Source organism: Methyloversatilis sp. XJ19-13 (genome assembly GCF_024580155.1).
Lineage (GTDB): Bacteria > Pseudomonadota > Gammaproteobacteria > Burkholderiales > Rhodocyclaceae > Methyloversatilis.
The window spans coordinates 227,008-252,856 of the sequence record NZ_JANINH010000006.1; the positions used below are offsets into that span (position 1 = coordinate 227,008).

Consider the following 25,849-nt stretch of genomic DNA (forward strand, 5'->3'; position numbering starts at 1 on the left):
GGCTGACTGCAGCAGATCCCTGAGCGCGGTCCGCATCCGAATCCGCCCTCAATCGCTGACCGTGATGCGGGCGTGCCGCAGCAGGTCGACGATCAGTTCGCGCAGCTGCGCCTCGCGCGCCTGCGCGGCCAGCAGACTGCGCAAGGTTTCGCGCACGGCCGCGTAGTCCGGCGTCAGCGTCGGGCGCACCGCATCGAGCCGGACGAGAGCCCAGCCATCATCCGACCTCAGCGGTGGGCTGACCTGCCCGGGCTGCATGCCGGCCAGTGCCTGCGCGATCCCGGCGGGCACGCCGTTCGTGCGGCCATCGATCACCGGTTCGGGAAAGCTGTGCCAGCCCAGTTCGCCACCGTTCGCCGCCGATGCAAAGTGCGAATGCGTGCGCGCCTCGCGCGCGAAATCGGCGCCCGCAGCGATACGGTCCGCCAACGCACGCAGCGCGGCGGCGTCATCCATCCCGATCAGGCTGAAGCGGAACTCGCGCTGCCCGAGGCGGGACACGATGTCGTCGTAACGCGCCCGAACCGCCTGTTCCGTGACCTCGACCACCGGCACACGACGATTCACGTAGGACTCGATCAGCGCGTCGCGCGAGGCGTCATCGCACACTGCGGGCGCACCACACGCCCCGCTGGCGCGCACCTTCTGCCACAGCAGTTCGCGTGCGATGAGGCGATGGCGGACGGCATTCGCAGTTGCCGCATCGACTGCGGTGCCGGTCGACTGCAAGCGGGCGACTTCGCCATCGAATTCCGCGCGCGGGATATCCACACCATTGACCTGCGCAACCGCCCTGTCGGCCGAGGCGGCCTGCGTGACCGGGCAGACCAGCAATGCTGTCAGGAAGAGCGGCAGCAGGGCCTTCATATCTCGAACGACACCGACAGATGCGCACGCCAGCCGTGCGACGGCAGATCGGCTTCGCGCTCGATGGGTACGCTGACGACACCTTCCCACAGCACGCCTCTGCCTGCGCCGCGGGCACCGAGGCCGGCGCTGGCCAGCGTCTTGCGTTGGCCTCCGGACAGGCGCGCGGCGCCATGATCGACATGCAGGAAGGGCACGACCGGATGGCCCGCGGGCGTGAATGCATGCGGCAGCCGAAGTTCGGAGCGCAGCACGTGACCGGTATCGCCCGATACTGACACCTCGCGGAAGCCCCGGACACTGGCAAAGCCCCCGAGATGAATCTGTTCGGCGCCGATCAAGCTTTCGCCAGCGCGCTGCGCCGTCAGCTGCACCGCGTATTCGACCTCATCCGACGCACTGCGGACGACGGCGCCCGCGGCGATCGCCCACTTGAGGAACTGGCGGTGCGTGTCGCCGCGCGACAGATCTGGTCGGTCACGCGTTGCACCCAACAGTGACAGCCCGGCCGACAGCGATGGCTCGATGAACAGTTGCCAGCGCTCGCCGCGCCGGATGTGCATCCAGGCGCCACGGCCGACCGTGCTGTGGTCGGTCTGCAGCGCGATCGACTCAACCTCGCGCGCCAGCCGTGAGCGGATCAGCGACACATCGATGACATGGCGCCCGCCGGCTGTCGACGACAGGACACGACTCCAGCCCAGTACGGCGTTCGCCGACCGGCTGGTGACCTCCAGCCCCGCGATGTCGAACGACGCGCGGGACCCCGAAACGGTCACCGACCACAGGTTGTAGCCATCAGGGATGGACAGCGACGCCAGCAGTGCATCACTGCCGGTGCTGTGCAGCAGTGCGAACTGCAGGTCGTCCAGCCAGCCCAATGCATTGCCGACACGCGCCGTGACCCGCAGACGCTCATCGCCGGTGCCCGATGCACCCTGATTGTCGAACCCCACGGTCATCGACCACGCGCGACCTTCATTGAGCACGACATCGAGCAGGCTCGTGCCGGCCGTGTTGCCTGGCAAGACACGTACCTGCGCCTGATACATGCGCAGCCGGTTGATCTGCTGCACACCCTGTTCGAGCGCCGGAAGAGACAACGCCTCGCCGACGGCGAACGGGAAGGCCCGCGCCAGAGCGGCGGCATCGATGCCCGGTGCGCGCAGCGATTCGATACGCCCGGGCACCAGCTCGACGACCAGTTCGCCTGCCTGCGCGTCAAGCGAAAGCAGCCGCGCACGACTGGTGATCAACCCTACCTCGACCAGTTGCGCATCGAGTTGGCGCAGCAGCAGTTCGAGTCGCAGGCGGCCGAGCGGCAGGTCGAGAAACGGCGCCAGGACGGTGTTGACCGCCGCATCGGGCAGCAGCCCGGCTGCGTCCACGCGGACAGTGCGGAAGCGGGTTGTTGCGCCGGCTTCATCTACGTCCGCCGGATGGCTGTTCAGCGCAGGCTGCGACTGCGCCTGCATCCGCGTGGGCGCGCGCTGCCAGCGTGCATCGCGCTCCGATGCGCGTCTTTCGTCGATCAAGCGGTCAGACGGCTCCGGTGACGCGGCAAGCCCGAACGGCAGACTGACCAGCCACACGACCGGACAGAGACGACAAAAGACGTGCATCGAAAGCACTCCATTAAATTCTTTTTGCATATTACATAAGAATTCAACGGAGTCAAAAAACCTCTGCCGCTTCGTCCGGCGGGCGCGCGGTCTGGGCCGATATCGCCCGGCCGTCGTGTAACTGCAGTCACAGACCGCGCGCCTCCTGCGGCGCAAGATGAAGTCACCTTTTCAACCCACAGGGAGCTTCATCATGAAATCCAACGTCGGCGGCATCGACAAGATCGCACGCATCGTCATCGGCCTGGCACTGATCGCGCTGGCAGCAACCGGCACCGTCGGGGTGTGGGGCTATATCGGCATCGTGCCGGTGCTCACCGGGCTGTTCAATTTCTGCCCGCTCTACCCGCTGCTCGGCATCAACACCTGCGGCGTGAAGAAGTCCGCCTGAAGGGATCAGGCGCGGGCAGGCGCGCCTGCGCCGTCAGCGGCGAGGTGATCGGTGATGTGATTCGCGATGCGCACGTAGTCGGCGACACCGAGGGTTTCGCCGCGCCTTGAGGCGTCGAGGGCGAGTGCGTCCCAGTCGTCCTGGGTCAGCCACTCGCGCAGCGTGTTGCGCAGCGTCTTGCGGCGCTGGCCGAAGGCGGCCTTGACGATGTCGGACATAAGCTGCGGATCGCGTGCGGTGAGTTGCTCGACCGGGCGCGGCCGCAGCTGCACGATGGCCGACATCACCTTGGGCATGGGCCGGAACGCGCCGGGCGGCACGTCGAACACGTGCGCGCATTCGAAGCGGTACTGCAGCATGACCGACAGGCGGCCGAACGCTTCGGTGTCGGGCGCGGCCACGATGCGGTCCACCACCTCCTTCTGCAGCATGAAGGTGAGGTCGGTCACGCAGGTGGCGTGATCGGCGAGGTGGAACAGCAGCGGACTCGAAATGTTGTACGGCAGGTTGCCGACGACGCGCAGCGCCGAGCCAAGCTCGACACTCAGGGCGCCGAAGTCGAACTTGAGCGCGTCCTGTTCATGGATCACCAGCCGGTCGGCCAGATCGCCCTCGCGCAGCCGCGCCGCCAGATCGCGGTCGATTTCGATCACGTGCAGGCGGTCGAGCCGTGCGGCCAGCGGGTGCGTCATCGCGCCCAGGCCGGGGCCGATCTCGACCATGGCCTGGGCCGGCTTCGGGTCGATGGCGGCGACGATGTTGCGGATGATGTTGCCGTCGACCAGGAAATTCTGACCGAAGCGTTTGCGGGCGCGGTGTTCTTCCATGATCAGCGGCCCGCCCTGGCGGCGGCACCGGCCGCGGCCATCGCGATGGCGGCATCGACCGCCTCGATCAGGCTGCCGGCATCGGCACGGCCGGTACCGGCGAGGTCGAGCGCGGTGCCGTGATCGACCGACGTGCGCACGATGGGCAGGCCGAGCGTGATGTTGATGCCGCGGCCGAAGGTGGCGTACTTGAGCACCGGCAGGCCCTGGTCGTGATACATCGTGAGCACGGCGTCGGCGCCCGCCAGCAGGCGCGGCACGAACAGCGTGTCGGCCGGCAGCGGGCCGTCGAGCTGCAGGCCTTCCGCACGCAGTGCGTTCAGCACCGGCGTGATGACGTTGATCTCTTCCCGACCCAGATGACCGCCCTCGCCCGCGTGCGGGTTCAGCCCGGCCACCAGGATGCGCGGCTGCGCGATGCCGAACTGTCGGCGCAGCGCGTCGTGCAGGATGCGCAGCGTGGTGGCGAGCGATTCCCGGGTGATGGCGGCCGGCACATCGGCCAGCGCCAGATGGGTGGTGGCCAGCGCCACGCGCAGCCAGGGCGCGCCATCGCTTTCTGCGGTGCGCCCGGCCAGCATCATCACGACGCGCGGCGTCGCGGTGGTGTCAGCCAGGTATTCGGTATGGCCGGAAAACGGGATGCCGGCATCGTTGATGACGCCCTTGTGCACCGGTGCCGTGACCATGGCGTCGAATTCGCCGCTCAGGCAGCCATCGCGGGCGCGGTCGAGCAGTTCGAGCACATAGGGTGCGTTGGCGGTGTCGAGCTGCCCCGCGACGGCTGGCACGCGCAACGGAATGTGCAGCACTTCGACCGTGCCGACCGGTGCTTCGCCGGACGCCACGTAGGGCTGCATTGCGACAGCGCCCTGCGGCGCACGCGCGGCGAGCAGTGCCGCGTCACCGAGCACCACGATACGGGCGTGTGCTGCGCGCGCATGCAATGCCGCGCACAGTTCCGGCCCGATGCCCGCCGGCTCGCCGCTGGTGAGGGCGATGCAGGGGCGCGCCGGCGTCACCGTTCCTCGGCCAGCCGGATTTCGACGTAGGCATTGTCGCGCAGCTGGCGCACCCAGTCCTGATATACCTCTTCGGCCTTGCGGTCGCGCAGCGTCATGCGGGCGGCTGCACGCTGGCGCTCGAGCGACACCTCGTCGATGCGCCGCTCGACCACCTGGATCAGGTGCCAGCCGAACGGCGACTGCACCGGTTCGCTGACTTCGCCCACTTTCAGGTTGTCCATCACGCGCTGGAATTCCGGCACCGTGTCACCCGGATACAGCCAGCCCAGATCACCGCCCTTCGACGACGACAGATCCTGCGAATTGGTGCGCGCAAGTTCGGCGAAATCGCCGCCGTTGTCCAGCCGCTCCTTCAGCCCGGTCAGCCGGCGGCGCGCCTCGGCGTCGTTGAGCACTTCCGAGGTCTTGATCAGGATGTGGCGCGCGTGGGTCTGCGTGACGCGCGACTCGTCTCCGCTGCCGCTGCCGCCGCGCTTTTCGACCAGCTTCAGGATGTGGAAACCGGCCGGGCTGCGCATCACGTCGCTGACCTCACCCGGCTTGAGCTTGGGCACGGCATCGGCGAACAGTGCCGGCAGGCGATCGAGCGGCCGCCAGCCGAGGCTGCCGCCATTGACAGCGTCCTGCGCGTCGGAATATGACGCAGCAATGCGCGAAAAGTCTTCGCCCTTGCGTATCTGCTCGAGCGCGGCGTCGGCGCGCGCCTTGAGCCTGATCAGTTGATCGGGGCTCGCGCCTTCCGGCACCCGCAGCAGGATGTGGGACACGTTGTACTCCTCGCTCTGGTCCGGCTTGCGCTCCGGATTGGCGATGAAGTTCGCAATTTCGCCTTCGGTCACGACAACCCGGCTTTCGACTTCGCGGTCGCGCAGGCGGCTCATGATGATCTGCTTGCGGATGTCTTCGCGGAAGCGCGACCACGCCATGCCGTCCTGCTCGATGGCTGCACGCAACTGCGGCACGTCCATGCGGTTGCTTTCGGCAATGCGCGAAAGACTGGCATCGAGCAGCCGGTCATCGACGCGCAACTGCGTCTCTGCCGCGTGCTGCAACTGCACCTTCTCGAGAATCATGCGTTCGAGCTGCTGGCGTTCGAATTCTTCGGCCGGCGGCGGCGTGACATTGCGGCTGCGCATCTGCGCAAAGGTTTCGGAAATGCGCGACCGCAGTTCGTGCAGCGTGATCACTTCGTCGTTCACCACGGCGACGATGCGATCCAGTTCGACGATGTCCGGCCGCTCGGCGGGCTGCGCCTGCACGGTGCCCGCCAGGGCGACACCGAGCGACAACAGCAGGAAGGTGAGGATTTTATTCAGCATGTTCGAAGGTCCATCAGTAATCCCCGCCGAAGATCGGATCGGCGGCGCTCTGGTTGATCTGGCCGTAGCCCGGAATGCTGCGCTTGAGCGCATCCAGCGGGTTCGAGCCGATCTGTGAGAAATCATTGAGTTCGAGCTGGAAGAAAAGTGCTGTACGGGTGCGCAACTCGGTCGTCGTCTGCCCGGCCAGCCGGGCGCCGAGGGCGATCCGCTGGAACACGATGCGACCCACCCAGCAGCCGCCGTTGTATTCAAGGCCACCCAGACCTTCGACCAGCCGGCGATCGGCGACTGAATAGTTGTGTCGCGCCACCGCATACCAGCGGTTGGTCAGCGGCCACTGCACCGAAAAGTCGACGTCACGCACATCATTGATTGCCGGATTGTTGGAGCGGCGGAAGCGGTACGCCGCGTTGAACACATGCGCCGGACGCGGGTTGTAGCGGGCCGACACGCTGTAGCGTTCGGTCTGCGAAAGGTCGGTGTTGTACTGGATCGCGGCGTCCAGATACGTATCTTTCAGCAATTCTCCCGACACCGCGGCCAGCGTGCTCGCGATGCGCTCGGTACGCGGCGTGCCGCCCGGCAGGGTGACCAGCTGATCGCTCAGATAAAAACGTTGCCCCAGGGCAACCCGCGCGCGCTCACGTCCATTCTCAGGATCGATGAAACGCGAGGTCGTCGCCGCGGTCACCTGGTTGCTGTCGGCGATGCGGTCCTGACCGACGAACACGTTCTCGGAGAAGATCTGTGCGAAGTTGAAGTCGGCCAGTGCGGTGTCGAACACCGGGAAGTCCGACTGGTCCTTGTACGACGACAGCACGTAATACAGACGGGGCTCCAGCGTCTGCACATACCCCTGCCCGAACAGGTCGGAATCGCGCTCGAACACCGTGCCGGCGTCGAGACTGAAGATCGGAATGGCGCGCGTCAGCGAGGTGTCCAGCCCGGCGTTGTTGGTACCGCGCGTGACGTCGTAATTGCTGTAATGCACGCCGACCTTCGGCGTGACCGACAGGTAGGAGGTCTGCATCGGCAACGACAATTGCGGATAGACGACGATGCGGCGCCCTTCGTCACGCGTCGTGTCGCTGATGCGGAAGTCGGTGTAGCTGCTCTTCATCTGGAACACGGAGCCGAAAGGCAGATCCGCGCGGAATGCATTCAGCGTAACCGCAGGCAACTGCGAATACAGCGGAGCCAGATTGGCCAGCGACTGGTATTCCGTCGCGCGCGCCGTGGCGTTCCACCAGTCCCCGGCGTAGGTCAGCGAACCTTCCTGTTGCAGGTAGCTGATCGACGTGATGGCGAGACGGCTGCCGAGGTCGGTGTAGTAGTTGCGGTCCGACACTTCACTGTAGTTGATGCGGCCAGTCAGCCGATCGGTGATCCGGTGCGTGTGCTGCAGGCTCAGCGCATGGCGATCGCGATCCAGGATGCGGTCGCTGAACAGGTAGTCGAGCCGCGCGATGCCGCTGTAGTTGTGGTTCAGGTAGCGGAACTCGTTGCTCATCATCAGGCCGCGCGTACCGAGCACACGAGGTGCAATCGTCGCGTCCATGTTGGGCGCGATGTTCCAGTAGTACGGCAGCAGGAAGTCGATACCGGTCCGGTTGGTCGTGCCGAAGGTCGGCGACAGGAAACCGGACTTGCGACGGTTATTGAGCGAAAAATCGAGCCAGGGCGAGTACAGCACCGGCACATCCTTGAAGTAGATCGTGCCGTTGCGGCCTTCGCCATCGTCGGACTCGAAATTGAGGTCCAGCGTTTCCGCCTTGGCATACCAGTCGGGATTGTCAGGCCCGCAGGTCGAGTAGGTGGCGTTCGTCATGCGCACCCGGTTTTCGCCCAGAAACTCCATGCGGTCGGCCTGGCCGGTACCGGTGGTCGTCCGGAGGTTTTCGCCGGTCTGCAGGTTGCGGCGCAGCGAGTACTGCGGCTTTTCGAACACCCCTTCGCTGCGATCAAGCCGGTAGCGCAGCGACGGGCCCTCGACCCGGTCTTCGCCGCGCACCAGCCGCACGTTGCCGTCGGCCTGCAGTTCCTCGGTCGGAGGTTCGTAGTGGATGCGGTCGGCGGTCAGCGTGGTGCCGGGGCGACGCAACTCGGCATTGCCCTCGGCGCGCATGACTTCGTCGGTCGTACCGCTGACCGATTCGGCGGAAAGCAGCGTGACGCGGGAATCCGGGTTGCGTGCGACGAATTCCGACAGCGTCATCGTGCCGTACATCATCTGTGACGCATCGTCTTCGGGCACGAGGCTCGGCAGTGAGGCGGCGCCTGGCATGCCCGCCTCGGCGACCGCCGCTGCAGCGGGTACCGCGCCTGCGGCGGCAATGCCCTCCGCCGGAGCAGGTTTGACGCGGCGCGCGACGGGTGGTGCGCCCATCAGCGCGCGATCGACCTTCAGCGGCGGCATGTTGCGCGCGGTGCTCACGTTGCCGCGCACCGGAATGTCGTCCGGCGACTGCACGCCGGGCGCGGCGCGGCGTGCGATCGAAGACGGTTGCCGCAGAAGTGCGCGGTCGACCTTGAGCGCCGGCAGATTGCGCAGGCCCGGCGCGGTGGCGCCGTCAACCGGTGCAGCGGGCACGGCAGTCATGGCGCGTTCGGCTGCCCTGGCGGCAGGAGTCGGTGCTTTGGTGGACGCACCGGCGACCGCTGCGGCCGCCGGTGCAGCGGCAGCCGGGGCCGCCTCCGCGGGCGCCACCGGCGTCGCAACAACCTCACCCGGCGCCGGCACCGGCACGGTTTCGACCGTCGCAGGCTGGGCGGACGCAGCCGGCGTCGCTGCGGTCGGACTGCCCGGCTTCGGCGGCGTCGTGCCTTTCACGGTCGCCGCCGGACGACGCGACTGCGGCACCAGCGAAGGATCGACCTGCAGCTGCGGCAGCGCGTCGGCCGCCTGCGCGGCGCAGGACATCCAGACCAGATAGAAAGTGACGGAACGCCTGAGCACGAATGAGGAAACTGGAAGCGGGCAGATCGCGGTTGGATGACGGCGACAGCGTCACGGCGTGCATCTGCCGGACTGTCTGCAGCCGCGTTATAGAATCGCGCATCTTATCAAACGCCACCCGCTTCCCGGTCCGCATCGGCAACAATTTGCCACCGCCCGCCCGTCCGGACGCCGACAGTTCGTCCTCAGTTCGCTCACGACACCCGCCCCATGACACAAGACCTTCGCCTTGACGCCCTGACCGGATGGCTGCAACAGCAGTTTCCCGGCCGCCCGCTCGACATCCGCCCGGCTTCGGCCGACGCCAGCTTCCGCCGTTACTTCCGCGTGACGCTGGACGACGGCACCAGCCATGTCGCGATGGACGCCCCGCCGCCGCAGGAGGACTGCCGCCCCTTCCTCGCGGTGCAGGCGCTGTTCGAGTCGGCCGGCGCCCACGTGCCGGCGGTGCGCGCGCAGGATGTCGAGCGCGGCTTCCTGCTGCTGTCCGACCTCGGCAACACCACCTATCTCGACGTGCTCGATGCCGACAACGCGGCTGCGCTGTACCACGACGCGACCAGCACCCTGATCGACATCCAGAAAGCCAGCCGGCCGGATGTGCTGCCGGCCTACGACCACGACCGGCTGCTGGCCGAGATGGAGCTGTTCCCCGTCTGGTACGTCGGTCGCCACCTGAAGGCCGAGCTCGATGAAAAGGAGGCGAACGCCCTGTACGAAGTGTTCGACCGTGTGCTCGCGGTCAATCTGGCCGAGCCGCAGGTTTTCGTGCACCGCGACTATCACAGCCGCAACCTGATGGTCACCCGGCCCAACCCGGGCGTGATCGACTTCCAGGACGCGGTCTTCGGACCGATCAGCTACGACCTGGTCAGCCTGTTCAAGGATGCCTACATCGACTGGGAAGAAGATCAGGTGCTCGACTGGCTGATCCGCTACTGGCAGGGCGCGCGCCGCGCCGGCCTGCCGGTGCGAGCCGATTTCGCCGACTTCCACCGCGATTACGAATTCATGGGCGTGCAGCGCCACCTGAAAGTGCTGGGCATCTTTGCCCGCCTGTATCACCGCGACGGCAAGGACGGCTACCTGAAGGACCTGCCACGGGTCATGAAGTACCTGCTGCAGACCAGCCAGCGCTACCGCGACCTGGCGCCGCTCGCCCGCCTGCTGCAACGGCTTGAAGGCATCAAGCCGCAAACGGGCTACACCTTCTGAGGCGCCTGCGATGAAGGCCATGATCCTGGCCGCCGGACGCGGCGAACGCATGCGGCCGCTGACCGACCATCTGCCCAAGCCACTGCTGGAAGTCGGCGGCAAGCCGCTGATCGTGTGGCACATCGAGCGCCTGGTGGCGGCCGGCGTGACCGATCTGGTGATCAACCATGCCCACCTCGGCGACAGGCTGGTCGAGGCGCTGGGCGACGGCGCGACGTTCGGCGCGGCCATCCGCTGGTCGGCCGAGCCGCCGGGCGCGCTGGAAACCGCCGGCGGCATCGCGCATGCGCGGCCGTTGCTCGGGGTAAAGCCGTTCATCGTGATAAACGGCGACATCTGGTGCGACGTCGATGTCGTGGCCCTGCAACGCGCAGCCGGCACGCTGCAGGCGGACGGCACGCTGGCCCATCTGCTGCTGGTGCCGAATCCGGCACATCACCCCGACGGCGACTTCACGCTGGTCGACGGACACGTCGGCGAGACCGGCGGACCGAAGCTCACCTTTTCCGGTGTTGCCGCCTACCACCCGTCACTGTTCGGAGCGCTCGACCCGAATGCGCCGGCGAAACTGGCGCCGCTGCTGCGCGCAGCGATGCGCGGGCGGCAGGTGACCGGCGCGCTGCACACCGGGCACTGGTTCGACGTCGGCACACCGCAGCGGCTGGCCGACGTCGACGCGCTGGCGCGCTCGGTCAGCGCTCGCTGAGCAGCGGTATCGTCAGTTCCACGCGCATGCCGTGGCCGCCTTCGCCATCGAGCAGCGCAATCTGGCCGCCGAGACGTTCGACCACTTCGCGCACGATGGCCAGCCCGAGTCCGCTGCCGCTGCCGGCCGAACCGGGTATGCGGTAGTAGGGCTCGAACACCCGTTCGCGCAGCTCGGCCGGAATACCCGGACCGGCGTCGCTGACCGACAGCACGGCCTGACCGTCGCGAGCGTGCAGCGCAACCTGGATTGCGCTGCCCGACGGCGCATACCGCTGTGCGTTGTCGATCAGATTGCCGACCATACTTGACAGGCCGGTGGCGTCGGCAAGCACCACGCAGAGATCTTCGCAGACATCGAGTTCCAGTGCGTGGCCGCTCGCTTCGCAGCCAGGTAGCCGGTGCTTCACCGCATCAATCACGACGCTGCGCAGCGAGACCGCTGCATCGTCTGCCGGTCTCCCGGCGCGACTGTGCGCGAGCATCTGTTCGGCCAGGTGTACGGTGCGCGCCACGCCTGCGAGCAGGTGGTCAAGCGATGCATTGCGCTGTGCGGCGTCCTCCGCGCGGCGGGCGTTCTGGGCATGTATCTTCAACGCGGCCAGCGGTGTCCGCAGCTCGTGCGCGGCCGAATCGATGAAACGACGTTCACGTTCCAGCGTGCTGCGCACGCGGCCGAACAGGCCGTTCAGCGCGCTCAGCACCGGTTCGATCTCGCTCGGCACCCGGGTCAGCGAAAGGGGCTCGTCGTCCTGCGGCCGGCGTGCGGAAATGCGTTCGGCCAGCTCGGACAGAGGCGCCAGCCCGTATCCGATGAGCAGGCCGGTCAGCAACAGCACCACCAGCAATCCGATCAGCAGCGGCGCACCGGTGGCCCATCCCAGCTTGGCCGACAGTTCCTCGCGCGCGTCGGCGCGCTCGCCCACCTGTATCCAGACGTCGCCCGAATGCAGCACAAACACGCGCCACACGCCGTCCTCCAGCGTATGGTCACTGAAGCCCTTTCGCAGCGGTGCGAAGGGCGCGGCCGGTGCGGACGAGGAGCGCGCCAGCAGGGCGGCCGGGCCCTCATCTGATGCATCGCTCCAGATCTGGTAGGCGATGTGGGTTTCGTATTCGTGGCCAAGTGGCGTCTCGACGTCGTGGTGGCCGAACAGCCAGTCCTGCAGGCGCCAAGACAAAGGCATGTTCGAGCCGGCATCGATCGCCCTGTCGTGCGCCCGGGCCCCGGCACGGATCGGTGCCGGCAGATCCATGACCAGCGGAGAACTGAGGGTGGCGTGCTCGATCTGGCGCGCCATCAGGCTGTCGAGTACGCGCGCCGAGGTGGCGAGGCGGGCATCGAACAGTTCGTCCGCCTCGTCGCGGCCGGCCACGACGGCCAGCCACACGGTGCTGCCCAGCACGCCGAGCAGGATGATTGCGCTGCCGGCCAGCAGCAGCAGGCGTATCGACACGCGTCCCGGCGGCGCCACGTCAGCGGTCGGACCGGGCAGCCGCCGGCAGCGGATCGATCACGTAGCCGACACCACGCACCGTACGGATCAGGCCGGGATGCAGCTTGCGCCGCAGATTGTGGATGTGCACATCGAGTGCATTGCTTTCCAGCTCACTGTCCCAGCCGTAGATGTTGTCCACCAGCTGCTGCCGGCTCAGCACGTGGCCGATGTTCTCCAGCAGCTTGCGCAGCACCATGTATTCGCGCCGCTGCAGTTCGACGTTGCGGCCGTCCACGCTGACCGTCATCGCCGAGGTATCGACCTCGATGCTGCCGTGGCGGATCACATTGACGACCGCACCGCGGGTGCGCCGCTCCAGCACGCGGATACGCGCCATCAGCTCGTCCAGATCGAACGGCTTGGTGAGATAGTCGTCCGCACCGGCGTCCAGGCCGCCGATGCGCTGCAGCGTGGTGTCGCGCGCGCTCAGCACCAGCACTGGTGTGGTCACGCCGGCCTCGCGCGCACGGCGCAGCACTTCCATGCCGTCCATCCGGGGCAGGCCGAGATCGAGCACGGCAAGATCGACGCCCGAGCCGCGCAGCGCCTCGAGCGCCTGCGCGCCATCGCGTACCCACTCGACGGTGTAGCGCGTGCGCTCCAGCGCGTCGCAGATGCCGCTGCCGAGCAGTTCGTCGTCTTCAACCAGCAGAACCCTCATCGGTCGGATCGCGCCATATCGGAAGTGCGTCATTGTCGCTCCAAAACGCGTTGCGGCCGGTTGTGCGGTATCAGGGGGCTACTTGAGCTTCTCTTTCACCTTGACCATCAGCACTTCGATCTCCTTGCGGCGCCCTTCGTCAGCCAGCGGGCGGTTCGGGCGTGCCGGCGCCTTGAGCGCCGTTTCCAGCGATGCCCGTGCCTTTTCGTACTCGCCGGCCCGGTACAGGCAATCGCCCATGAAGTAGTGCGGGTCGATGCCGTTCGGGTTGAGCGCGAGCGCCTTGTTAAGCAGTTCGCGCGCCTTGTCCTTGTCACCGAAGCCGATCGGCCAGCCGGGCACCTGGCAGTACAGCGAAGACAGCGTCACATAGGCCGAGCCATTCAGCGCCTCCGGATTGCGCGCCAGCGACTGTTCCAGCACGGTGCGCGCTTCCTTGGCCAGCGACAGTGCGCCGAGCCCGCCCTTCGCACCAGCCTGGCTGGCCAGTGCGATGGCGTACCAGATGTCGGCTTCGGAGCGGTCAGGATGCTCCGCGCGCACGGCAGCGGCGTCCTTGGTCAGCGCCTCGTAGGCCTTTTCCTGCTTGTCGGCCGGCTGCTTGTACTTGATCTGTTCCCACTCCGACTGCAGTCGGGTGATCGACTCGTCCAGACCTGCCCAGGCCGGCGTGATCAGGAACAGGGCGGTGACCGATAGAAAGGTCTTGATCGACATCTTCATGTGTTTACTCCTCTTGCTTGCTGACTGTTTGTGCGTAACGACGAATGACCGGCAGCTGTTTTGCGAGGCTGGAATCGACCAGCGACGGCAGCATACGGTTGATCCGGACGAAAAGGCGTTCCGGCCAGCCGAGATGCGCTTCCGGACGCCGGTTGTCGAGCAGCGCCAGCAGCGCCTGCGCGACCGTCTCAGGTGTATCGCTGGCGACTCCGAGCTCGCGGTTCAGCGCGACCTGGGCCGGGCTGTTCAATGTGGTCTGCGTGGCACGCGGAGCGAGGTACTGCAGTTCAATGCGGCTGCCAGCCAGCTCGCGTCGCAATGCTTCGCTGAAGCCGCGCAGCGCGAACTTGCTCGCGCAGTAGGCGACGCTGCCCGGGTGACCGATGTCGCCCAGGATGGAGCCGATGTTCACCACGCACGCCTTTTTCTGCCGGTGCAGCAGCGGCAGCAGCGCACGTACCAGCAGCATCGGCGCCAGCGCGTTGGTGTGCAGGATATGTTCGATCTGTTCCGGTGACTGGTCCTCGAACCATGCGAGCTGGCCGACACCGGCGTTGTTGATCAGCAGGTCCGCGCCGCCCGGCAGTGCTTCGGCCGCCGCCAGCACGGCACCCCGGCCGGATGCAGCGGTCAGATCCGCGCGGACGATACGCACGTCCAGAGCGGGAAATGCGAACGTCAGTTCGGCCTGCAGCGTCGCCAGTTTCACCACGTCACGACCGACCAGCAGCAGCGCCGCGCAGCGCGGGGCGAGCGCCTTCGCGATCGCCGCGCCGATGCCGCCCGTGGCGCCGGTGAGCACCACGCGAAGATCTGCCTTCATGCCGCAACCGCCTCATGCAGCGGCGTCAGCGAACGAGTCAGCGAGCGAAACAGGTCGCCGTACAGCCGGTACATCACACGTGCCACATGGATGACCGCCAGCCGGTCATCCTCGTCGTCCAGGCTGTCCATCAGGGTGGCGAAGAAACGCACATGTTCCTGGTCCAGCGAGCCGTGCGAATTGAGGTAGGTGAAGGCGGCCGGCGGCAGATGCAGGCTGTGCGCGATGCGCTCGGCCGCAGTGGTCGCAATCGACACGCTGGTGCCTTCGAGCACATGCACCATGCCGAAGAATCCGACCGGATTCTTGCGCGCAATCCAGTCGTGTGCGTAGGCCACCATCAATTCGGCCTCGACTCCGGGCTCGGCGTTGCGGGCAGCTTCCCTCTGGCCGCCGCAGGCCGCGATGTCGTCGAGTATCCATTCCTCGTGGCCGATCTCCTCGTCGATGTACTCGGCAATGGCGTGCCGCAGCGCTTCGTGCCGTGCCGGCAGGCGCGCGCCGCAGGCCATCAGCAGCGGCACCGTGTGCCGGACGTGATGGAAGGCCTGACCGAGGAAGGCGCGGTACTGCGTCAGCGTCACGCGACCGGACACCGCGTCCTGCAGGATGGGAGCGCTCAGCAGGTGGGCGCGTTCGGCAGCGGTTTCGCGCTGCAGGCGTTCATGAAACGACATCGGGAAAGGTCTCCGCAGTGAAGGGAAGGTGTGCTTCGGGAGGTGCTGCGTACAGCACGGCGAGCCGTTCGCCGTAGACCCGGAGGATGGGATCCCTGCGCACGCGGCCGTTGTCGGTCGCCTGCCCGTTGAGCGCAGAAAAAGGCGCGTCGGCACGCAGCCAGTGAATGATCCGGGCGTAATCGGGCAGGCGGTCGTTGGCCGCGCGCACCACGGCGGCGAGCGCTTCGTCGGTCACCTCGCCGCGCGGCACGATGACGGCGCACAGCTCCGGCCGACCCTCGCCGAACACGACCGCCTGCGCCACGGACGGCGCGGCCAGCAGTTCCGCTTCCGGCCATTCGGGCGCCACGTTGCGACCGAAGCCGGTAATGATCTGATGCTTGATGCGGCCGGTGACGTGCAGACAGCCACGCGCATCGACGTGGCCGATGTCGCCGGTGTGCAGCGGTCCGTCGGCCGGCGCGGCAGCGCCCAGACAGCCGGCCAGCCGGCTGCCGTGCAGCAGGATCTCGCCATCCGGCGCGATCTCTGCCCTGAGGTGGGGCAGCACGCGGCCGACCGCCCCGGGTGCATCGTCCGGCCGGTTCAGCGCCACGACCGAACCCGCTTCGGACAGGCCATACCCTTCGCAGGCCGGAAAACCGAGCGCCCGCGCACGCGTGATCAGGTCGGGCGACACCCGGGCGCCACCGACCGCCACCAGCTTCAGGCCGTGCGGTACCGCTGCGCCCGCTTCGGCGGCGGCCACCAGCGCGGTCAGCATCTGCGGCAGCAGGATGACGCTGTCCGGCTGCCAGCGATGCAGCGCAGCCAGTGCCGCCCGTACATCGAAACTGCTCGAGCCGTGCAGCCCGACGTCGGACAGCGGCGGCACCACGCATTCGCCATCGAGCGCGAGGGCCACATCGGCGCCCGCCACATTTTCGAGCAGCACGGCCAGCGGCAACATGCACAGGTGGCGCCGGATGCCCAGTTCGCGTGCAAGCTGCACCAGCGAACCGGTGACCGCCGACAGTTGCGCCGCGGTCAGGCAGACCCCCTTGGGCTGGCCGGTCGTACCCGACGTGAAAGTGATCTTGGTGGTCATCGGCGGGACGACCACCGCCGATTCATTGCGCCGTGTCCACACCGACAGACCTTGCGACGAACTCGTGCTGGCGCTCAACCCGAGTCGCGCGGCGCGTGCCGGGTCATCCGTCAGCAGCACCGGCGCACCGGCGGCGTCGAGCGCGTGCCGGCACTGCGCGTCGGTGAAGAAGGTCGGCAACGGCAGGGCGACCCGGCCGACCCGGCGGATGGCCCGATCGGCCACCAGCCAGTCGATGCCGTTGTCGGCCAGCAGGGCAACGACCTGCCCCGGGCACCCGGCCAGCCGTTCGGTCAGCGCGTCGACGCGGCCGATGACGGTCGCGTCATCGGCGACACCGTGAGCATCGATCAGGACTGCCTGACGGCTCACGCCGCGTCCTCGACGACGGTGTGCAGACCGCTGGCAATACGGCCGACCATGACCGTCGGGCTGTTGCGGTAGTAATTGCCCCAGTTGCCGACACCGTCGCGCAGCCGTGCCGGGTCGGCCACCGCCACCGGAAAGATCGGAATGCCCAGGCGCACGAACGAATTGGCCAGCGCGCGTGTGGCCGTGAACACCACGTAATCCAGGCCCTGCGCGTAGAAATGCTGCGTGGCGAGTGCGATCAGCAGACGCCCCAGTCCGGCGGACGTCGACGCCATATTGCCCACCTCGGCCACCGCGGCGCGGGCGACCCGCTCGCCCAGCACACCGCCCAGCGCGCTTTCGAGCGGTACATCGAGATACTGTTCGATGAACACCGGACGCACGCCCGGCAAGCTGTAGCCCAGTCCTGCCGCCCATTGGCCATCGCTGTTGCGCACACCCAGCAGCGTGTCGGCAAAGTGCGTGATCACCGCACCGTAGCCGCGGAAAAAGCAGCCGGCGATGAAGCGTTCGAGCGCGGCGCGTTCCGGGTGCAGGCGGCCGACGACTTCGAGCGCCGGGTCGGACAGCGCGGGCGCCATGCCGCGACCCAGCACGCACGCACGGACACCGGCGGAATGCACGGCGGACGTTCCTGCAAGGGTACACAGTGTTGCGGCCTGGTTCATCGCATGCCTCCATTGGGATGGAGGGCATGTTTGCCGGCGAACATTAATGGAGACTTAAGCAAATCCGGCGCGACATGAAACAGGACATTTCGGGACCGGATGCCGCACGAGGAACCGGAACGCATTCCGGAACGCCAGGTCTGTTGGCATTAAACTCCCTCCCTGATCGAATGCCGGAACCCGTCATGCACCCCTATTCCGAACGCCGCGCCCGCCTGATCGAACGCATGGGCAGCGGCGTCGCCGTGATCGCCACGGCCCCCGAACACCTGCGCAACCGCGACACCCACTACGGCTACCGCCACGACAGCTACTTCTATTACCTGACCGGATTCAGCGAACCGGAGGCGGTGCTGGTGCTGATCGCGGGCGATGCACCCCGCTCCATCCTGTTCTGCCGCGAAAAGAACGAAGAACGCGAAATCTGGGATGGCTGGCGTCACGGACCCGATGCGGCACGCGAGCAGTTCGGCTTCGACGCGGCGCACTGCTACGCCGAACTGGACGCGAAGCTGGCGGAGCTGATCGCCAACCAGCCACGCCTGCACTACGTCATCGGCGAAGATGCCGCATGGGACAATCGAATGATGGCGGCGCTCAATGCCGTGCGCGCGCAGAGCCGCGCCGGCAAGTTCGCCCCGTCGGAACTGCTGGACATCCGCCAGCCGCTGGACGACATGCGGCTGATCAAGGACGCGCACGAACTGGACATCATGCGCCGCGCCGCCGAAATTTCCGCCCGCGCGCACCGGCGCGCCATGCAGGCCACGCGGCCGGGCGCTTTCGAGTACGAAATCGAAGCCGAATTGCTGTATGAATTCCGTCGCTCCGGCTCGGAAGCCCCGGCCTATGGCTCGATCGTGGCGGGTGGCGCCAACGCCTGCGTGCTGCATTACGTATCGAACAACGCCCCCCTGCGCGACGGCGACCTGCTGCTGATCGACGCCGGCTGCGAACTCGGCGGTTATGCGTCCGACGTCACCCGCGCCTGGCCGGTGAATGGGCGCTACAGCGCGGCCCAGCGCGACCTCTACCAGCTGGTTCTGGCCGCCCAGGACGCCGCGTTTGCCGCGGTGCGGCCGGGCGCACGATTCATCGACTACCACGACGCTGCCGTGCGCGTGCTCGCCCAGGGCTTCATCGACCTGAACATGCTCGAAGGCAGCGCCGACAGCGTGATCGAACAGGGCACCTACAAGCGCTTCTATATGCATCGTACCGGCCACTGGCTGGGCATGGACGTACATGACGCCGGCGAGTACCGCCCCCGTCCGGGCAGCGCCGGCGCCGGCGAGCAGGACTGGCGCACGCTCGAGGGCGGCATGGTGCTCACGGTTGAACCCGGCTGCTACGTGCGCCCGGCCGACGACGTACCGGAAGCGTTCTGGAACATCGGCATCCGCATCGAAGATGACGTGGTCGTGACCGCCGACGGCTGCGATATCTATACCTCGGCCACGCCGAAGACGATCGCCGAGGTCGAAGCCGTCATGCGCGAGGCACGCGGATGAGTGACGCGCCGACAGCGACCGTGCGCGACGCAGTCATCGTCGGCGCCGGCCCGGTCGGGCTGGCCGCCGGCTGCGCGCTGCGCGCGGCGGGGCTGGACGTGACGGTGCTGGACGCCGGCCCCGCCGGACGCGCGCTCGATGACACGCGCGTGATCGCGCTGTCGGCCGGCTCGCGCGACATCCTGCGGGGCCTGCAAGCCTGGCCGGTTGCCGGCACGACGCCGATCCGGCGCATCCATATTTCGCAGCGCGGGCACCTGGGCCGCACCGAACTGCGCGCCGAAGACTTCCGCCTCGAGGCGCTCGGCCATGTGGCGCGCGCCGGAACGCTGGTGCGCGCGTTGCGCGAACGCGCCGGTCAGCTGGGCCTGACCGTGCAGCACGACAGCGCGGTGCTCGGTGCGCACGAAGGCGACGAAACGGTGCATGTCCGCACGGCAGGCGGCGAGCTGATGGCGCGCACACTCCTCTGGTGCGAAGGCCGCATCACTGACGACGAGGCGCTGTCGCAACAGCGCGACTACGACCAGCACGCCGTGATTGCGCTGGTCACGCCGGCCCGGCCGCATGACAACGTGGCCTATGAACGCTTCACGCCGCAGGGCCCGGTGGCGCTTTTGCCCTGCGGGCGTGATTACGCCCTTGTGTACACCTGCGCCAGTGGCGACGCCCAGACACTGATCACCGAATCCGACGCCGCCTTCGCCGCGCGCGTGAACGATGCGCTGGGCGGACGCGTCGAGGTTTCGGCCGTCGGCCCGCGCAGCGCGTGGCCACTGACCCTGCGCATGCGCCGCGACATCGTCAGCGGACGCCAGGTCTGGCTGGGCAATGCGGCGCAAACCCTGCACCCGGTGGCTGGCCAGGGCCTCAACCTCGGCCTGCGCGATGTCGCCCAGCTGTCCGCCTGCCTGCTGCCTGCGCTGGCGCGCCATGCCGGCGACCCAGCCGTGGCGCTGCAGGCGTACGCCCGGCTGCGCCGCGCCGACCGGATGGCCACCGGCCGGTTCACCGACGGACTGGTACGCATCTTCGGTTTCGGCAGCTCGCATCCCGGGCTCGGCGCACTCGCCGGCCATGCGCGGGGCGCCGCGCTCGCGCTGCTGGATGCCTGTCCGCCGGCCCGTCAGTTCATCGGCCGGCGCATGATGTTCGGCGCGCGCGGCTGGTAGCCACGGCCGACAGAAATTTCGACCGCATTTGCGTGACGGACACGCTTCGCCCCGGCCGCGCATCGGGTTAGAATCGCGCCCCTGTTCGTCGGCAATGCCCCCGCACCCCATGCACTTCGTTGGCTTCAACCTGCGAAACAACCTGTTCGTCGCGCCCATGGCTGGCGTGACCGACCGCCCTTTCCGCCAGCTGTGCAAAAAGCTGGGCGCAGGGCTGGCCGTGTCCGAAATGGTCACGTCGAATTCGCTGCTGTACGGCAGTGCGAAGACGCAGCGCCGCGCCAACCACGACGGAGAAGTGGCGCCGATTTCGGTGCAGATCGCCGGCGCCGATCCGAAGATGATGGCTGACGCCGCGCGCCACAACGTCGATCGCGGTGCCCAGATCGTCGACATCAACATGGGCTGCCCGGCCAAGAAGATCTGCAACGTGATGGCCGGCTCGGCGCTCATGCAGGACGAGCCGCTGGTCGAGCGCATTCTGGAAGCCGTCGTGCGGGCAGTGCCGGACACCCCGGTCACGCTGAAGATGCGCACCGGCTGGAACCGCGACAACAGGAACGCCCCGATGCTGGCGCGCGTGGCCGAACAGTGCGGCATCCGCGCGCTGGCCATCCATGGCCGCACGCGCGCCGACCAATACACCGGCCATGCCGAGTACGACACCATCCGCGCGGTCAAGGCCGCGGTGAACATTCCGGTGATCGCCAATGGCGACATCACGACGCCGCAGAAGGCGCGCGACGTGCTCTCCATCAGCGGCGCGGACGGCGTGATGGTCGGCCGCGCCGCGCAGGGCCGGCCATGGATCTTCCGCGAGATCGAACACTTCCTGGCCTCCGGCGATCTGCTGGCGCCGCCCGAGGTGTCGGAAATCCATCGCGTGTGCCGCGAGCACATCGAAGACCTGTACGGTTTCTATGGCATCGAATCGGGCGTGCGCATCGCCCGCAAGCACATCTCCTGGTACACCAAGGGGCTCATCGGGTCAGCCGCCTTCCGCCACGCGATGAACCAGCTCGAAGGCACCGACCGGCAACTGGCGGCAATCGACGAATTCTTCGGCCGCATGGCGGCCGACAACCATCGTCTGGCCTACGAGCCGGGTGCACTGGACGAACACGCGCAGGAACTGGCCGCCTGATCGCTCAACAGGGCGACGGAGCAGGCCGGACCATCAGGGAGATGCCGCCATGAGCGGACGGAGTGATATTGCCGAGTGCATCCGCCATTCGCTGGAACGCTACTTCCAGGATCTGGATGGCGAGGCCGCAAGCGGCATCTATGACATGGTGCTCAGACAGATGGAGCGACCGATGCTCGAAGTGGTGATGCGCGAAGCCGAAGGCAACCAGACGCGCGCCGCCGACATGCTGGGCATGAACCGCAATACCCTGCGGCGCAAGCTGAACGATCACGGCATGATCTAGCCCATCCATTCCTCTCCGCACCGCCCTCCAACACCCTCCCGGAAAAGCGCATGAAGATACAGCGTGCATTGATCAGTGTGTCCGACAAGACCGGCATCGTTGAATTCGCCACCGCCCTGACCGGGCTCGGCGTCGAGTTGCTGTCCACAGGCGGCACGGCCGCGCTGCTGGCGAAAGCCGGTCTGAAGGTGACCGAAGTGGCCGAGCACACCGGCTTTCCGGAAATGCTGGACGGTCGCGTCAAGACGCTGCATCCGCGCATCCACGGCGGCCTGCTCGCGCGACGTGAGGTCGACGCGCACATGCAGGCGCTGGCCGAACATGACATTCCGGTCATCGACCTGCTGGTGGTGAATCTCTACCCGTTCGAGGCGACGGTCGCCAAGCCCGGCTGCACGCTCGAAGACGCGATCGAGAACATCGACATCGGCGGCCCGGCCATGGTGCGTTCGGCTGCCAAGAACTGGCGCGGTGTCGGCGTGCTGACCGATGCCGGGCAGTACCCCTGCGTGCTCGAAGAACTGCGCACCTCGGGCACGCTGTCCGAAGCCACGCTGTTTGCCCTGTCGGTGGCGGCATTCAACCGCATTTCGAATTACGACGCAGCGATCAGCGACTACCTGTCTTCGCTGAACGCCGACGGCACGCGCGCCGAGTTTCCGGCGCAATCCAATGGCCGCTTCGTCAAGGTGCAGGACCTGCGCTACGGCGAAAACCCGCACCAGCGCGCGGCCTTCTACCGCGACCTGTACCCGGCGCCCGGCTCGCTGGTCAGTGCGAAGCAGCTGCAGGGCAAGGAGCTGTCGTACAACAACATCGCCGACAGCGATGCGGCGTGGGAATGCGTCAAGAGCTTCGAAACCGGCGCCTGCGTCATCGTCAAGCATGCCAATCCCTGTGGTGTGGCACTCGGCACCAGCACGCTGGAGGCCTACCGCAAGGCACTCGCCACCGATCCGACTTCGGCTTTCGGCGGCATCATCGCGTTCAACCGCCCGGTCGATGCGGCGACAGCCGAAGCGGTCAGCTGCCAGTTCGTCGAAGTGCTGATGGCCCCCGCATTCGAACCGGCCGCGCTGGCGGTGCTGGCGGCCAAGGCCAATGTGCGCGTGCTGGAGATTGCGCTCGACGGCGTTGATCCGCAGGGCGCAAGCGCCTGGGCGCGCGGCCGCAATTCTCACGACGCGAAGCGCGTGGGCTCCGGTCTGTTGATCCAGACCGCCGACGAACCGGAATCGCTCGAAGGCCGGCTGAAGGTGGTCACGCAGCGCGCGCCGACCGGCGCGGAAATGGCCGACCTCACCTTTGCATGGCGCGTGGCGATGTACGTGAAGTCCAATGCCATCGTGTATTGCCGCGACGGGGCGACAGTCGGTGTCGGCGCCGGACAGATGAGCCGCGTTGATTCGACACGTATTGCCCGCATCAAGGCGGAGAACGCTGGCCTGACGATCGCCGGTTCGGTGGTGGCATCGGACGCCTTCTTCCCGTTCCGCGACGGCGTGGATGTACTGGCCGAAGCCGGCGCGAGGGCCATCATCCAGCCCGGCGGCAGCATGCGCGACGAAGAGGTGATCGCCGCGGCGAACGAACACGGCCTGGCCATGGTATTCACCGGCACGCGACATTTCAGGCACTGAGATGAATGCCCCCACGCTCACTGTGTTCGCTCGGGAGGGGCGGCTGTGCACAGCCGCCCCGTTCTGCCGGCGCAGCACATGCGCTGCGCAACCCCGGCTTCACCCCCACCGTGGGGGCTGCGCCGCCCTTGGGGCGGCCCGGCGGGCGGCGCGCCGGGCCACGGAAAACAGATGTGCCACGATTTCCGGCCGCAGGTCGGCATACGCATTGAAGAAGGACGCATCATGAAGCTGCTGGTCATCGGTTCAGGCGGACGCGAACACGCGATAGCCTGGAAGCTGTCGCAAAGTCCGCGTGTTCAGAAGGTCTATGTCGCGCCCGGCAACGCCGGTACGGCGCTCGAACCCGGTCTGGAAAATCTGCCGATCACCGATTTCACCGAACTGATCAACTTCGTCGAAGGCGAGAACATCGCCTTCACCGTGGTCGGCCCGGAAGCGGCGCTGGCCGCCGGTGTGGTCGATTGTTTCCGGGTGCGCGGCCTGAAGATCTTCGGTCCGACCCGCAAGGCCGCCCAGCTTGAAAGCTCGAAGGACTTCGCCAAGCAGTTCATGGTCCGCGCCAGCATTCCCACGGCGCGCTACGAAACCTTCACCGATGCAGCCGCTGCGCACGCCTATGTCGATGCAATGGGCGCACCCATCGTCATCAAGGCCGACGGGCTTGCCGCCGGCAAGGGCGTGGTGGTGGCCATGACGCTGACCGAGGCGCACGGCGCCATCGGCATGATGCTCGCCGACAACGAGAGCGGCCGGTCGCGCGTCGTGATCGAGGAATTCCTGCAGGGCGAAGAAGCGAGCTTCATCGCCATGTGCGATGGCGTGACCGCGCTGCCGCTGGCCACCAGCCAGGATCACAAGCGTCTGCTCGACGGCGATGCCGGCCCGAATACCGGCGGCATGGGCGCCTATTCACCGGCGCCGGTGGTCACGCCGGAAATACACGCTCGCGTGATGCGCGAGGTGATCCAGCCGGTGCTGACCGGCATGGCGCTGGATGGACTGCCTTTCACCGGCTTCCTGTATGCCGGCCTGATGATTTCACCGGATGGAGACGTCAAGGTGCTTGAATTCAACTGTCGCATGGGCGACCCGGAAACCCAGCCCATCATGATGCGGCTGAAGACTGACCTGGTCGACCTGATGGAAGCCGCGCTGGAAAACCGACTGTCCGAAGCGCACACCGACTGGGACCGCCGCGTCGCCCTCGGCGTGGTCATGGCCTCTGCCGGCTATCCGGATGCGCCGCGCAAGGGTGACGCCATCAGCGGACTGCCGCCGGACACGGCGGAAAGCCATGTCTTCCACGCAGGCACGTCGGCGCAGGACGGTCAGGTCGTGACCGCCGGCGGGCGTGTGCTGTGCGTGACCGCGCTGGGCGACACGGTGAAGCAGGCGCAGCGTGCCGCCTACTTGCTGTGCGACAAGGTGCAGTTCGCCGGCATGCAGTTCCGCCGCGACATCGGCTACCGGGCGTCACGGCGATGAGCGCGCGCGCAGAGAGGGTACGCAGCTGGCTGCTCGGTCTGCAGGACCGCATCATCAACGGTCTGCAGGCGGCGGACGGCAAGCCCTTCATCACTGACGGCTGGGTGCGTGGCCCGGAAGAGCGCCTGCAGGGCGACGGGCGTACGCGGCTGGTCGAAGAAGGCAATGTATTCGAGCGCGGCGGCTGCAATTTCTCGCATGTGCGCGGCCCCAACCTGCCGCCGTCGGCCTCGGCTAACCGACCGGAACTGGCCGGCGCCTCGTTCGAGGCCATGGGCGTGTCGCTGGTGCTTCACCCGCGCAACCCCTACATCCCGACGGTGCACCTGAACGTGCGCTTCTTCACTGCGCAGCCGCCGTCCGGCGATGCGGTGTCCTGGTTCGGCGGCGGCATGGACCTCACGCCCTACTACGGCTTCGAAGAAGACGCCGCGCACTTCCACCGCACCTGCCGCGACGCACTGGCCCCGTTCGGTGCCGACACCCACGCACGCTACAAGCAGTGGTGCGATGAGTACTTCCATCTGAAGCACCGCAAGGAGGCGCGCGGCATCGGCGGCGTGTTCTTCGATGACCTCGGTGCCGATGGCGAAGTCAGCTTCGACCACGGCTGGGGTGTGATTCAGGCGGTCGGAGACGCCTTCCTCGCTGCCTATCTGCCCATCGTCGAGCGCCGCCGCGATGTGCCCTACGGCGAACGCGAACGCGACTTCCAGGCCTACCGGCGCGGCCGCTATGTCGAATTCAACCTCGTATTCGACCGCGGCACGCTGTTCGGACTGCAGTCGGGCGGCCGCACCGAATCCATCCTGATGTCGATGCCGCCGATCGTGAAGTGGCGCTACGACTGGCACCCGGAACCGGGCTCGCCGGAAGCAAAGCTCTACACCGACTTCCTGCCCCCAAGGGAGTGGGTGTAGCGGCGGTTTCGCGAAGCACTGCTTCGCGCCCGCGGAACCGGGCCGCCGTGCAAAGCGACCCGTGGATGTAGCGGGGGGGTGAGGCAGGGGTTTCGCAGCGCACGCGCTGCGCCTGCCGAACGGGCTGGCTATGCAAAGCCAGCCTCCGTTTCATCGGGGTTTCGCAGCGCATGCCGAACAGGCTGGCTGTGTGCAAAGCCAGCCTCCGTTCAACAAGCAAATTCGGCAAGCACTGCTTCCGGCCC

General features: G+C 67.1%; 23 protein-coding genes. 10 read left to right on the top strand and 13 right to left on the bottom strand.

Annotation, left to right across the window (positions count from 1 at the left end; all coding sequences use genetic code 11):
- Positions 1-48: 48 nt before the first annotated feature.
- Both NMQ14_RS10440 and NMQ14_RS10445 read right to left on the bottom strand, forming a co-directional pair.
- The gene (locus NMQ14_RS10440; protein ID WP_257095831.1) at positions 49-867 is read right to left on the bottom strand and encodes a peptidylprolyl isomerase; all 819 of its coding nucleotides are present in this window, start codon (positions 865-867) and stop codon (positions 49-51) included.
- Positions 864-2,489, bottom strand: a complete 1,626-nt coding sequence (locus NMQ14_RS10445; protein WP_257095833.1) for a ShlB/FhaC/HecB family hemolysin secretion/activation protein — start codon at positions 2,487-2,489, stop codon at positions 864-866. The genes NMQ14_RS10440 and NMQ14_RS10445 overlap by 4 nt, the downstream gene beginning before the upstream one ends.
- 193 nt (positions 2,490-2,682) lie before the next feature.
- Here NMQ14_RS10445 and NMQ14_RS10450 point away from each other — a divergent pair, with 193 nt between their 5' ends.
- A complete protein-coding gene (locus tag NMQ14_RS10450) occupies positions 2,683-2,880 on the top strand; it encodes a DUF2892 domain-containing protein (RefSeq protein ID WP_257082089.1) in 198 nt (65 codons plus the stop codon).
- A 5-nt stretch (positions 2,881-2,885) separates the two neighbouring features.
- Here the strand turns inward: NMQ14_RS10450 and rsmA are convergent, their stop codons facing one another.
- The 4 genes from rsmA to NMQ14_RS10470 are packed head-to-tail and all read right to left on the bottom strand — an operon-like array spanning position 2,886 to position 9,010.
- Positions 2,886-3,707 (bottom strand): 16S rRNA (adenine(1518)-N(6)/adenine(1519)-N(6))-dimethyltransferase RsmA, encoded by an 822-nt coding sequence (rsmA, locus tag NMQ14_RS10455; protein ID WP_257095836.1) that lies wholly within the window; start codon positions 3,705-3,707, stop codon positions 2,886-2,888.
- 2 nt (positions 3,708-3,709) lie between these two features.
- The gene (pdxA, locus tag NMQ14_RS10460; protein ID WP_257095839.1) at positions 3,710-4,729 is read right to left on the bottom strand and encodes a 4-hydroxythreonine-4-phosphate dehydrogenase PdxA; all 1,020 of its coding nucleotides are present in this window, start codon (positions 4,727-4,729) and stop codon (positions 3,710-3,712) included.
- Positions 4,726-6,051: a peptidylprolyl isomerase gene (locus NMQ14_RS10465; protein WP_257095841.1), complete on the bottom strand. Its 1,326-nt coding sequence runs from the start codon at positions 6,049-6,051 to the stop codon at positions 4,726-4,728. Before NMQ14_RS10465 ends, pdxA begins: the two co-directional genes overlap by 4 nt.
- Positions 6,052-6,064: 13 nt before the next feature.
- A complete protein-coding gene (locus NMQ14_RS10470) occupies positions 6,065-9,010 on the bottom strand; it encodes an LPS-assembly protein LptD (RefSeq protein ID WP_257095843.1) in 2,946 nt (981 codons plus the stop codon).
- Positions 9,011-9,220: 210 nt separating this feature from the next.
- On the opposite strand from NMQ14_RS10470, the gene NMQ14_RS10475 reads away from it, so the two are divergent.
- The gene (locus NMQ14_RS10475; RefSeq protein WP_257095845.1) at positions 9,221-10,225 is read left to right on the top strand and encodes an aminoglycoside phosphotransferase family protein; all 1,005 of its coding nucleotides are present in this window, start codon (positions 9,221-9,223) and stop codon (positions 10,223-10,225) included.
- Between the two features lie 10 nt (positions 10,226-10,235).
- On the top strand, positions 10,236-10,931 hold the full coding sequence (gene murU, locus NMQ14_RS10480) for an N-acetylmuramate alpha-1-phosphate uridylyltransferase MurU (protein ID WP_257095846.1): 696 nt from the start codon (positions 10,236-10,238) through the stop codon (positions 10,929-10,931).
- On the opposite strand, the gene NMQ14_RS10485 is transcribed toward murU, so the two are convergent.
- The 7 genes from NMQ14_RS10485 to NMQ14_RS10515 form a co-directional block, all read right to left on the bottom strand.
- The gene (locus tag NMQ14_RS10485; RefSeq protein ID WP_257095848.1) at positions 10,918-12,405 is read right to left on the bottom strand and encodes an ATP-binding protein; all 1,488 of its coding nucleotides are present in this window, start codon (positions 12,403-12,405) and stop codon (positions 10,918-10,920) included. The genes murU and NMQ14_RS10485 overlap by 14 nt on opposite strands.
- A 1-nt stretch (position 12,406) precedes the next feature.
- Complete coding sequence (locus NMQ14_RS10490) at positions 12,407-13,090, bottom strand: response regulator transcription factor (protein ID WP_257095851.1); 684 nt, start codon at positions 13,088-13,090, stop codon at positions 12,407-12,409.
- Positions 13,091-13,168: 78 nt separating this feature from the next.
- On the bottom strand, positions 13,169-13,813 hold the full coding sequence (locus tag NMQ14_RS10495) for a tetratricopeptide repeat protein (protein WP_257095852.1): 645 nt from the start codon (positions 13,811-13,813) through the stop codon (positions 13,169-13,171).
- 4 nt (positions 13,814-13,817) lie between these two features.
- Positions 13,818-14,636, bottom strand: a complete 819-nt coding sequence (locus NMQ14_RS10500) for an SDR family oxidoreductase (protein WP_257095854.1) — start codon at positions 14,634-14,636, stop codon at positions 13,818-13,820.
- Entirely contained in the window at positions 14,633-15,313 is a 681-nt protein-coding gene (locus tag NMQ14_RS10505) for a TenA family transcriptional regulator (protein ID WP_257095856.1), read from the bottom strand. Before NMQ14_RS10505 ends, NMQ14_RS10500 begins: the two co-directional genes overlap by 4 nt.
- On the bottom strand, positions 15,300-16,775 hold the full coding sequence (locus NMQ14_RS10510; RefSeq protein ID WP_257095858.1) for an AMP-binding protein: 1,476 nt from the start codon (positions 16,773-16,775) through the stop codon (positions 15,300-15,302). The genes NMQ14_RS10505 and NMQ14_RS10510 overlap by 14 nt, the downstream gene beginning before the upstream one ends.
- Positions 16,772-17,443: a thermostable hemolysin gene (locus NMQ14_RS10515; protein WP_257095860.1), complete on the bottom strand. Its 672-nt coding sequence runs from the start codon at positions 17,441-17,443 to the stop codon at positions 16,772-16,774. The genes NMQ14_RS10510 and NMQ14_RS10515 overlap by 4 nt, the downstream gene beginning before the upstream one ends.
- Before the next feature lie 185 nt (positions 17,444-17,628).
- Here NMQ14_RS10515 and NMQ14_RS10520 point away from each other — a divergent pair, with 185 nt between their 5' ends.
- From NMQ14_RS10520 to hemF, 7 genes are all read left to right on the top strand, one after another.
- The gene (locus NMQ14_RS10520; protein ID WP_257095862.1) at positions 17,629-18,954 is read left to right on the top strand and encodes an aminopeptidase P N-terminal domain-containing protein; all 1,326 of its coding nucleotides are present in this window, start codon (positions 17,629-17,631) and stop codon (positions 18,952-18,954) included.
- A complete protein-coding gene (locus tag NMQ14_RS10525; protein ID WP_257095864.1) occupies positions 18,951-20,126 on the top strand; it encodes an FAD-dependent monooxygenase in 1,176 nt (391 codons plus the stop codon). The genes NMQ14_RS10520 and NMQ14_RS10525 overlap by 4 nt, the downstream gene beginning before the upstream one ends.
- A 109-nt stretch (positions 20,127-20,235) precedes the next feature.
- On the top strand, positions 20,236-21,270 hold the full coding sequence (dusB, locus tag NMQ14_RS10530) for a tRNA dihydrouridine synthase DusB (protein ID WP_257096002.1): 1,035 nt from the start codon (positions 20,236-20,238) through the stop codon (positions 21,268-21,270).
- Positions 21,271-21,319: 49 nt separating this feature from the next.
- On the top strand, positions 21,320-21,556 hold the full coding sequence (locus tag NMQ14_RS10535) for a helix-turn-helix domain-containing protein (protein ID WP_257082114.1): 237 nt from the start codon (positions 21,320-21,322) through the stop codon (positions 21,554-21,556).
- 50 nt (positions 21,557-21,606) lie between these two features.
- Positions 21,607-23,196 carry a bifunctional phosphoribosylaminoimidazolecarboxamide formyltransferase/IMP cyclohydrolase gene (gene purH, locus NMQ14_RS10540; protein WP_257095866.1) on the top strand — a complete coding sequence of 530 codons (1,590 nt, stop codon included), beginning with the start codon at positions 21,607-21,609 and terminating at the stop codon, positions 23,194-23,196.
- Between the two features lie 225 nt (positions 23,197-23,421).
- Complete coding sequence (purD, locus tag NMQ14_RS10545; RefSeq protein WP_257096005.1) at positions 23,422-24,684, top strand: phosphoribosylamine--glycine ligase; 1,263 nt, start codon at positions 23,422-23,424, stop codon at positions 24,682-24,684.
- Complete coding sequence (hemF, locus tag NMQ14_RS10550) at positions 24,681-25,604, top strand: oxygen-dependent coproporphyrinogen oxidase (protein WP_257095875.1); 924 nt, start codon at positions 24,681-24,683, stop codon at positions 25,602-25,604. Before purD ends, hemF begins: the two co-directional genes overlap by 4 nt.
- Positions 25,605-25,849 lie beyond the last annotated feature (245 nt).

What these genes read in the sequence shown, in the direction of transcription:
- NMQ14_RS10440 (WP_257095831.1), bottom strand. Translation starts at nt 867, where the DNA reads ATGAAGGCCCTGCTGCCGCTCTTCCTGACAGCATTGCTGGTCTGCCCG.
- NMQ14_RS10445 (WP_257095833.1), bottom strand. Translation starts at nt 2,489, where the DNA reads ATGCACGTCTTTTGTCGTCTCTGTCCGGTCGTGTGGCTGGTCAGTCTG.
- NMQ14_RS10450 (WP_257082089.1), top strand. Translation starts at nt 2,683, where the DNA reads ATGAAATCCAACGTCGGCGGCATCGACAAGATCGCACGCATCGTCATC.
- rsmA (WP_257095836.1), bottom strand. Translation starts at nt 3,707, where the DNA reads ATGGAAGAACACCGCGCCCGCAAACGCTTCGGTCAGAATTTCCTGGTC.
- NMQ14_RS10465 (WP_257095841.1), bottom strand. Translation starts at nt 6,051, where the DNA reads ATGCTGAATAAAATCCTCACCTTCCTGCTGTTGTCGCTCGGTGTCGCC.
- NMQ14_RS10475 (WP_257095845.1), top strand. Translation starts at nt 9,221, where the DNA reads ATGACACAAGACCTTCGCCTTGACGCCCTGACCGGATGGCTGCAACAG.
- murU (WP_257095846.1), top strand. Translation starts at nt 10,236, where the DNA reads ATGAAGGCCATGATCCTGGCCGCCGGACGCGGCGAACGCATGCGGCCG.
- NMQ14_RS10490 (WP_257095851.1), bottom strand. Translation starts at nt 13,090, where the DNA reads ATGAGGGTTCTGCTGGTTGAAGACGACGAACTGCTCGGCAGCGGCATC.
- NMQ14_RS10495 (WP_257095852.1), bottom strand. Translation starts at nt 13,813, where the DNA reads ATGAAGATGTCGATCAAGACCTTTCTATCGGTCACCGCCCTGTTCCTG.
- NMQ14_RS10500 (WP_257095854.1), bottom strand. Translation starts at nt 14,636, where the DNA reads ATGAAGGCAGATCTTCGCGTGGTGCTCACCGGCGCCACGGGCGGCATC.
- NMQ14_RS10505 (WP_257095856.1), bottom strand. Translation starts at nt 15,313, where the DNA reads ATGTCGTTTCATGAACGCCTGCAGCGCGAAACCGCTGCCGAACGCGCC.
- NMQ14_RS10515 (WP_257095860.1), bottom strand. Translation starts at nt 17,443, where the DNA reads ATGAACCAGGCCGCAACACTGTGTACCCTTGCAGGAACGTCCGCCGTG.
- NMQ14_RS10520 (WP_257095862.1), top strand. Translation starts at nt 17,629, where the DNA reads ATGCACCCCTATTCCGAACGCCGCGCCCGCCTGATCGAACGCATGGGC.
- NMQ14_RS10525 (WP_257095864.1), top strand. Translation starts at nt 18,951, where the DNA reads ATGAGTGACGCGCCGACAGCGACCGTGCGCGACGCAGTCATCGTCGGC.
- dusB (WP_257096002.1), top strand. Translation starts at nt 20,236, where the DNA reads ATGCACTTCGTTGGCTTCAACCTGCGAAACAACCTGTTCGTCGCGCCC.
- NMQ14_RS10535 (WP_257082114.1), top strand. Translation starts at nt 21,320, where the DNA reads ATGAGCGGACGGAGTGATATTGCCGAGTGCATCCGCCATTCGCTGGAA.
- purH (WP_257095866.1), top strand. Translation starts at nt 21,607, where the DNA reads ATGAAGATACAGCGTGCATTGATCAGTGTGTCCGACAAGACCGGCATC.
- purD (WP_257096005.1), top strand. Translation starts at nt 23,422, where the DNA reads ATGAAGCTGCTGGTCATCGGTTCAGGCGGACGCGAACACGCGATAGCC.
- hemF (WP_257095875.1), top strand. Translation starts at nt 24,681, where the DNA reads ATGAGCGCGCGCGCAGAGAGGGTACGCAGCTGGCTGCTCGGTCTGCAG.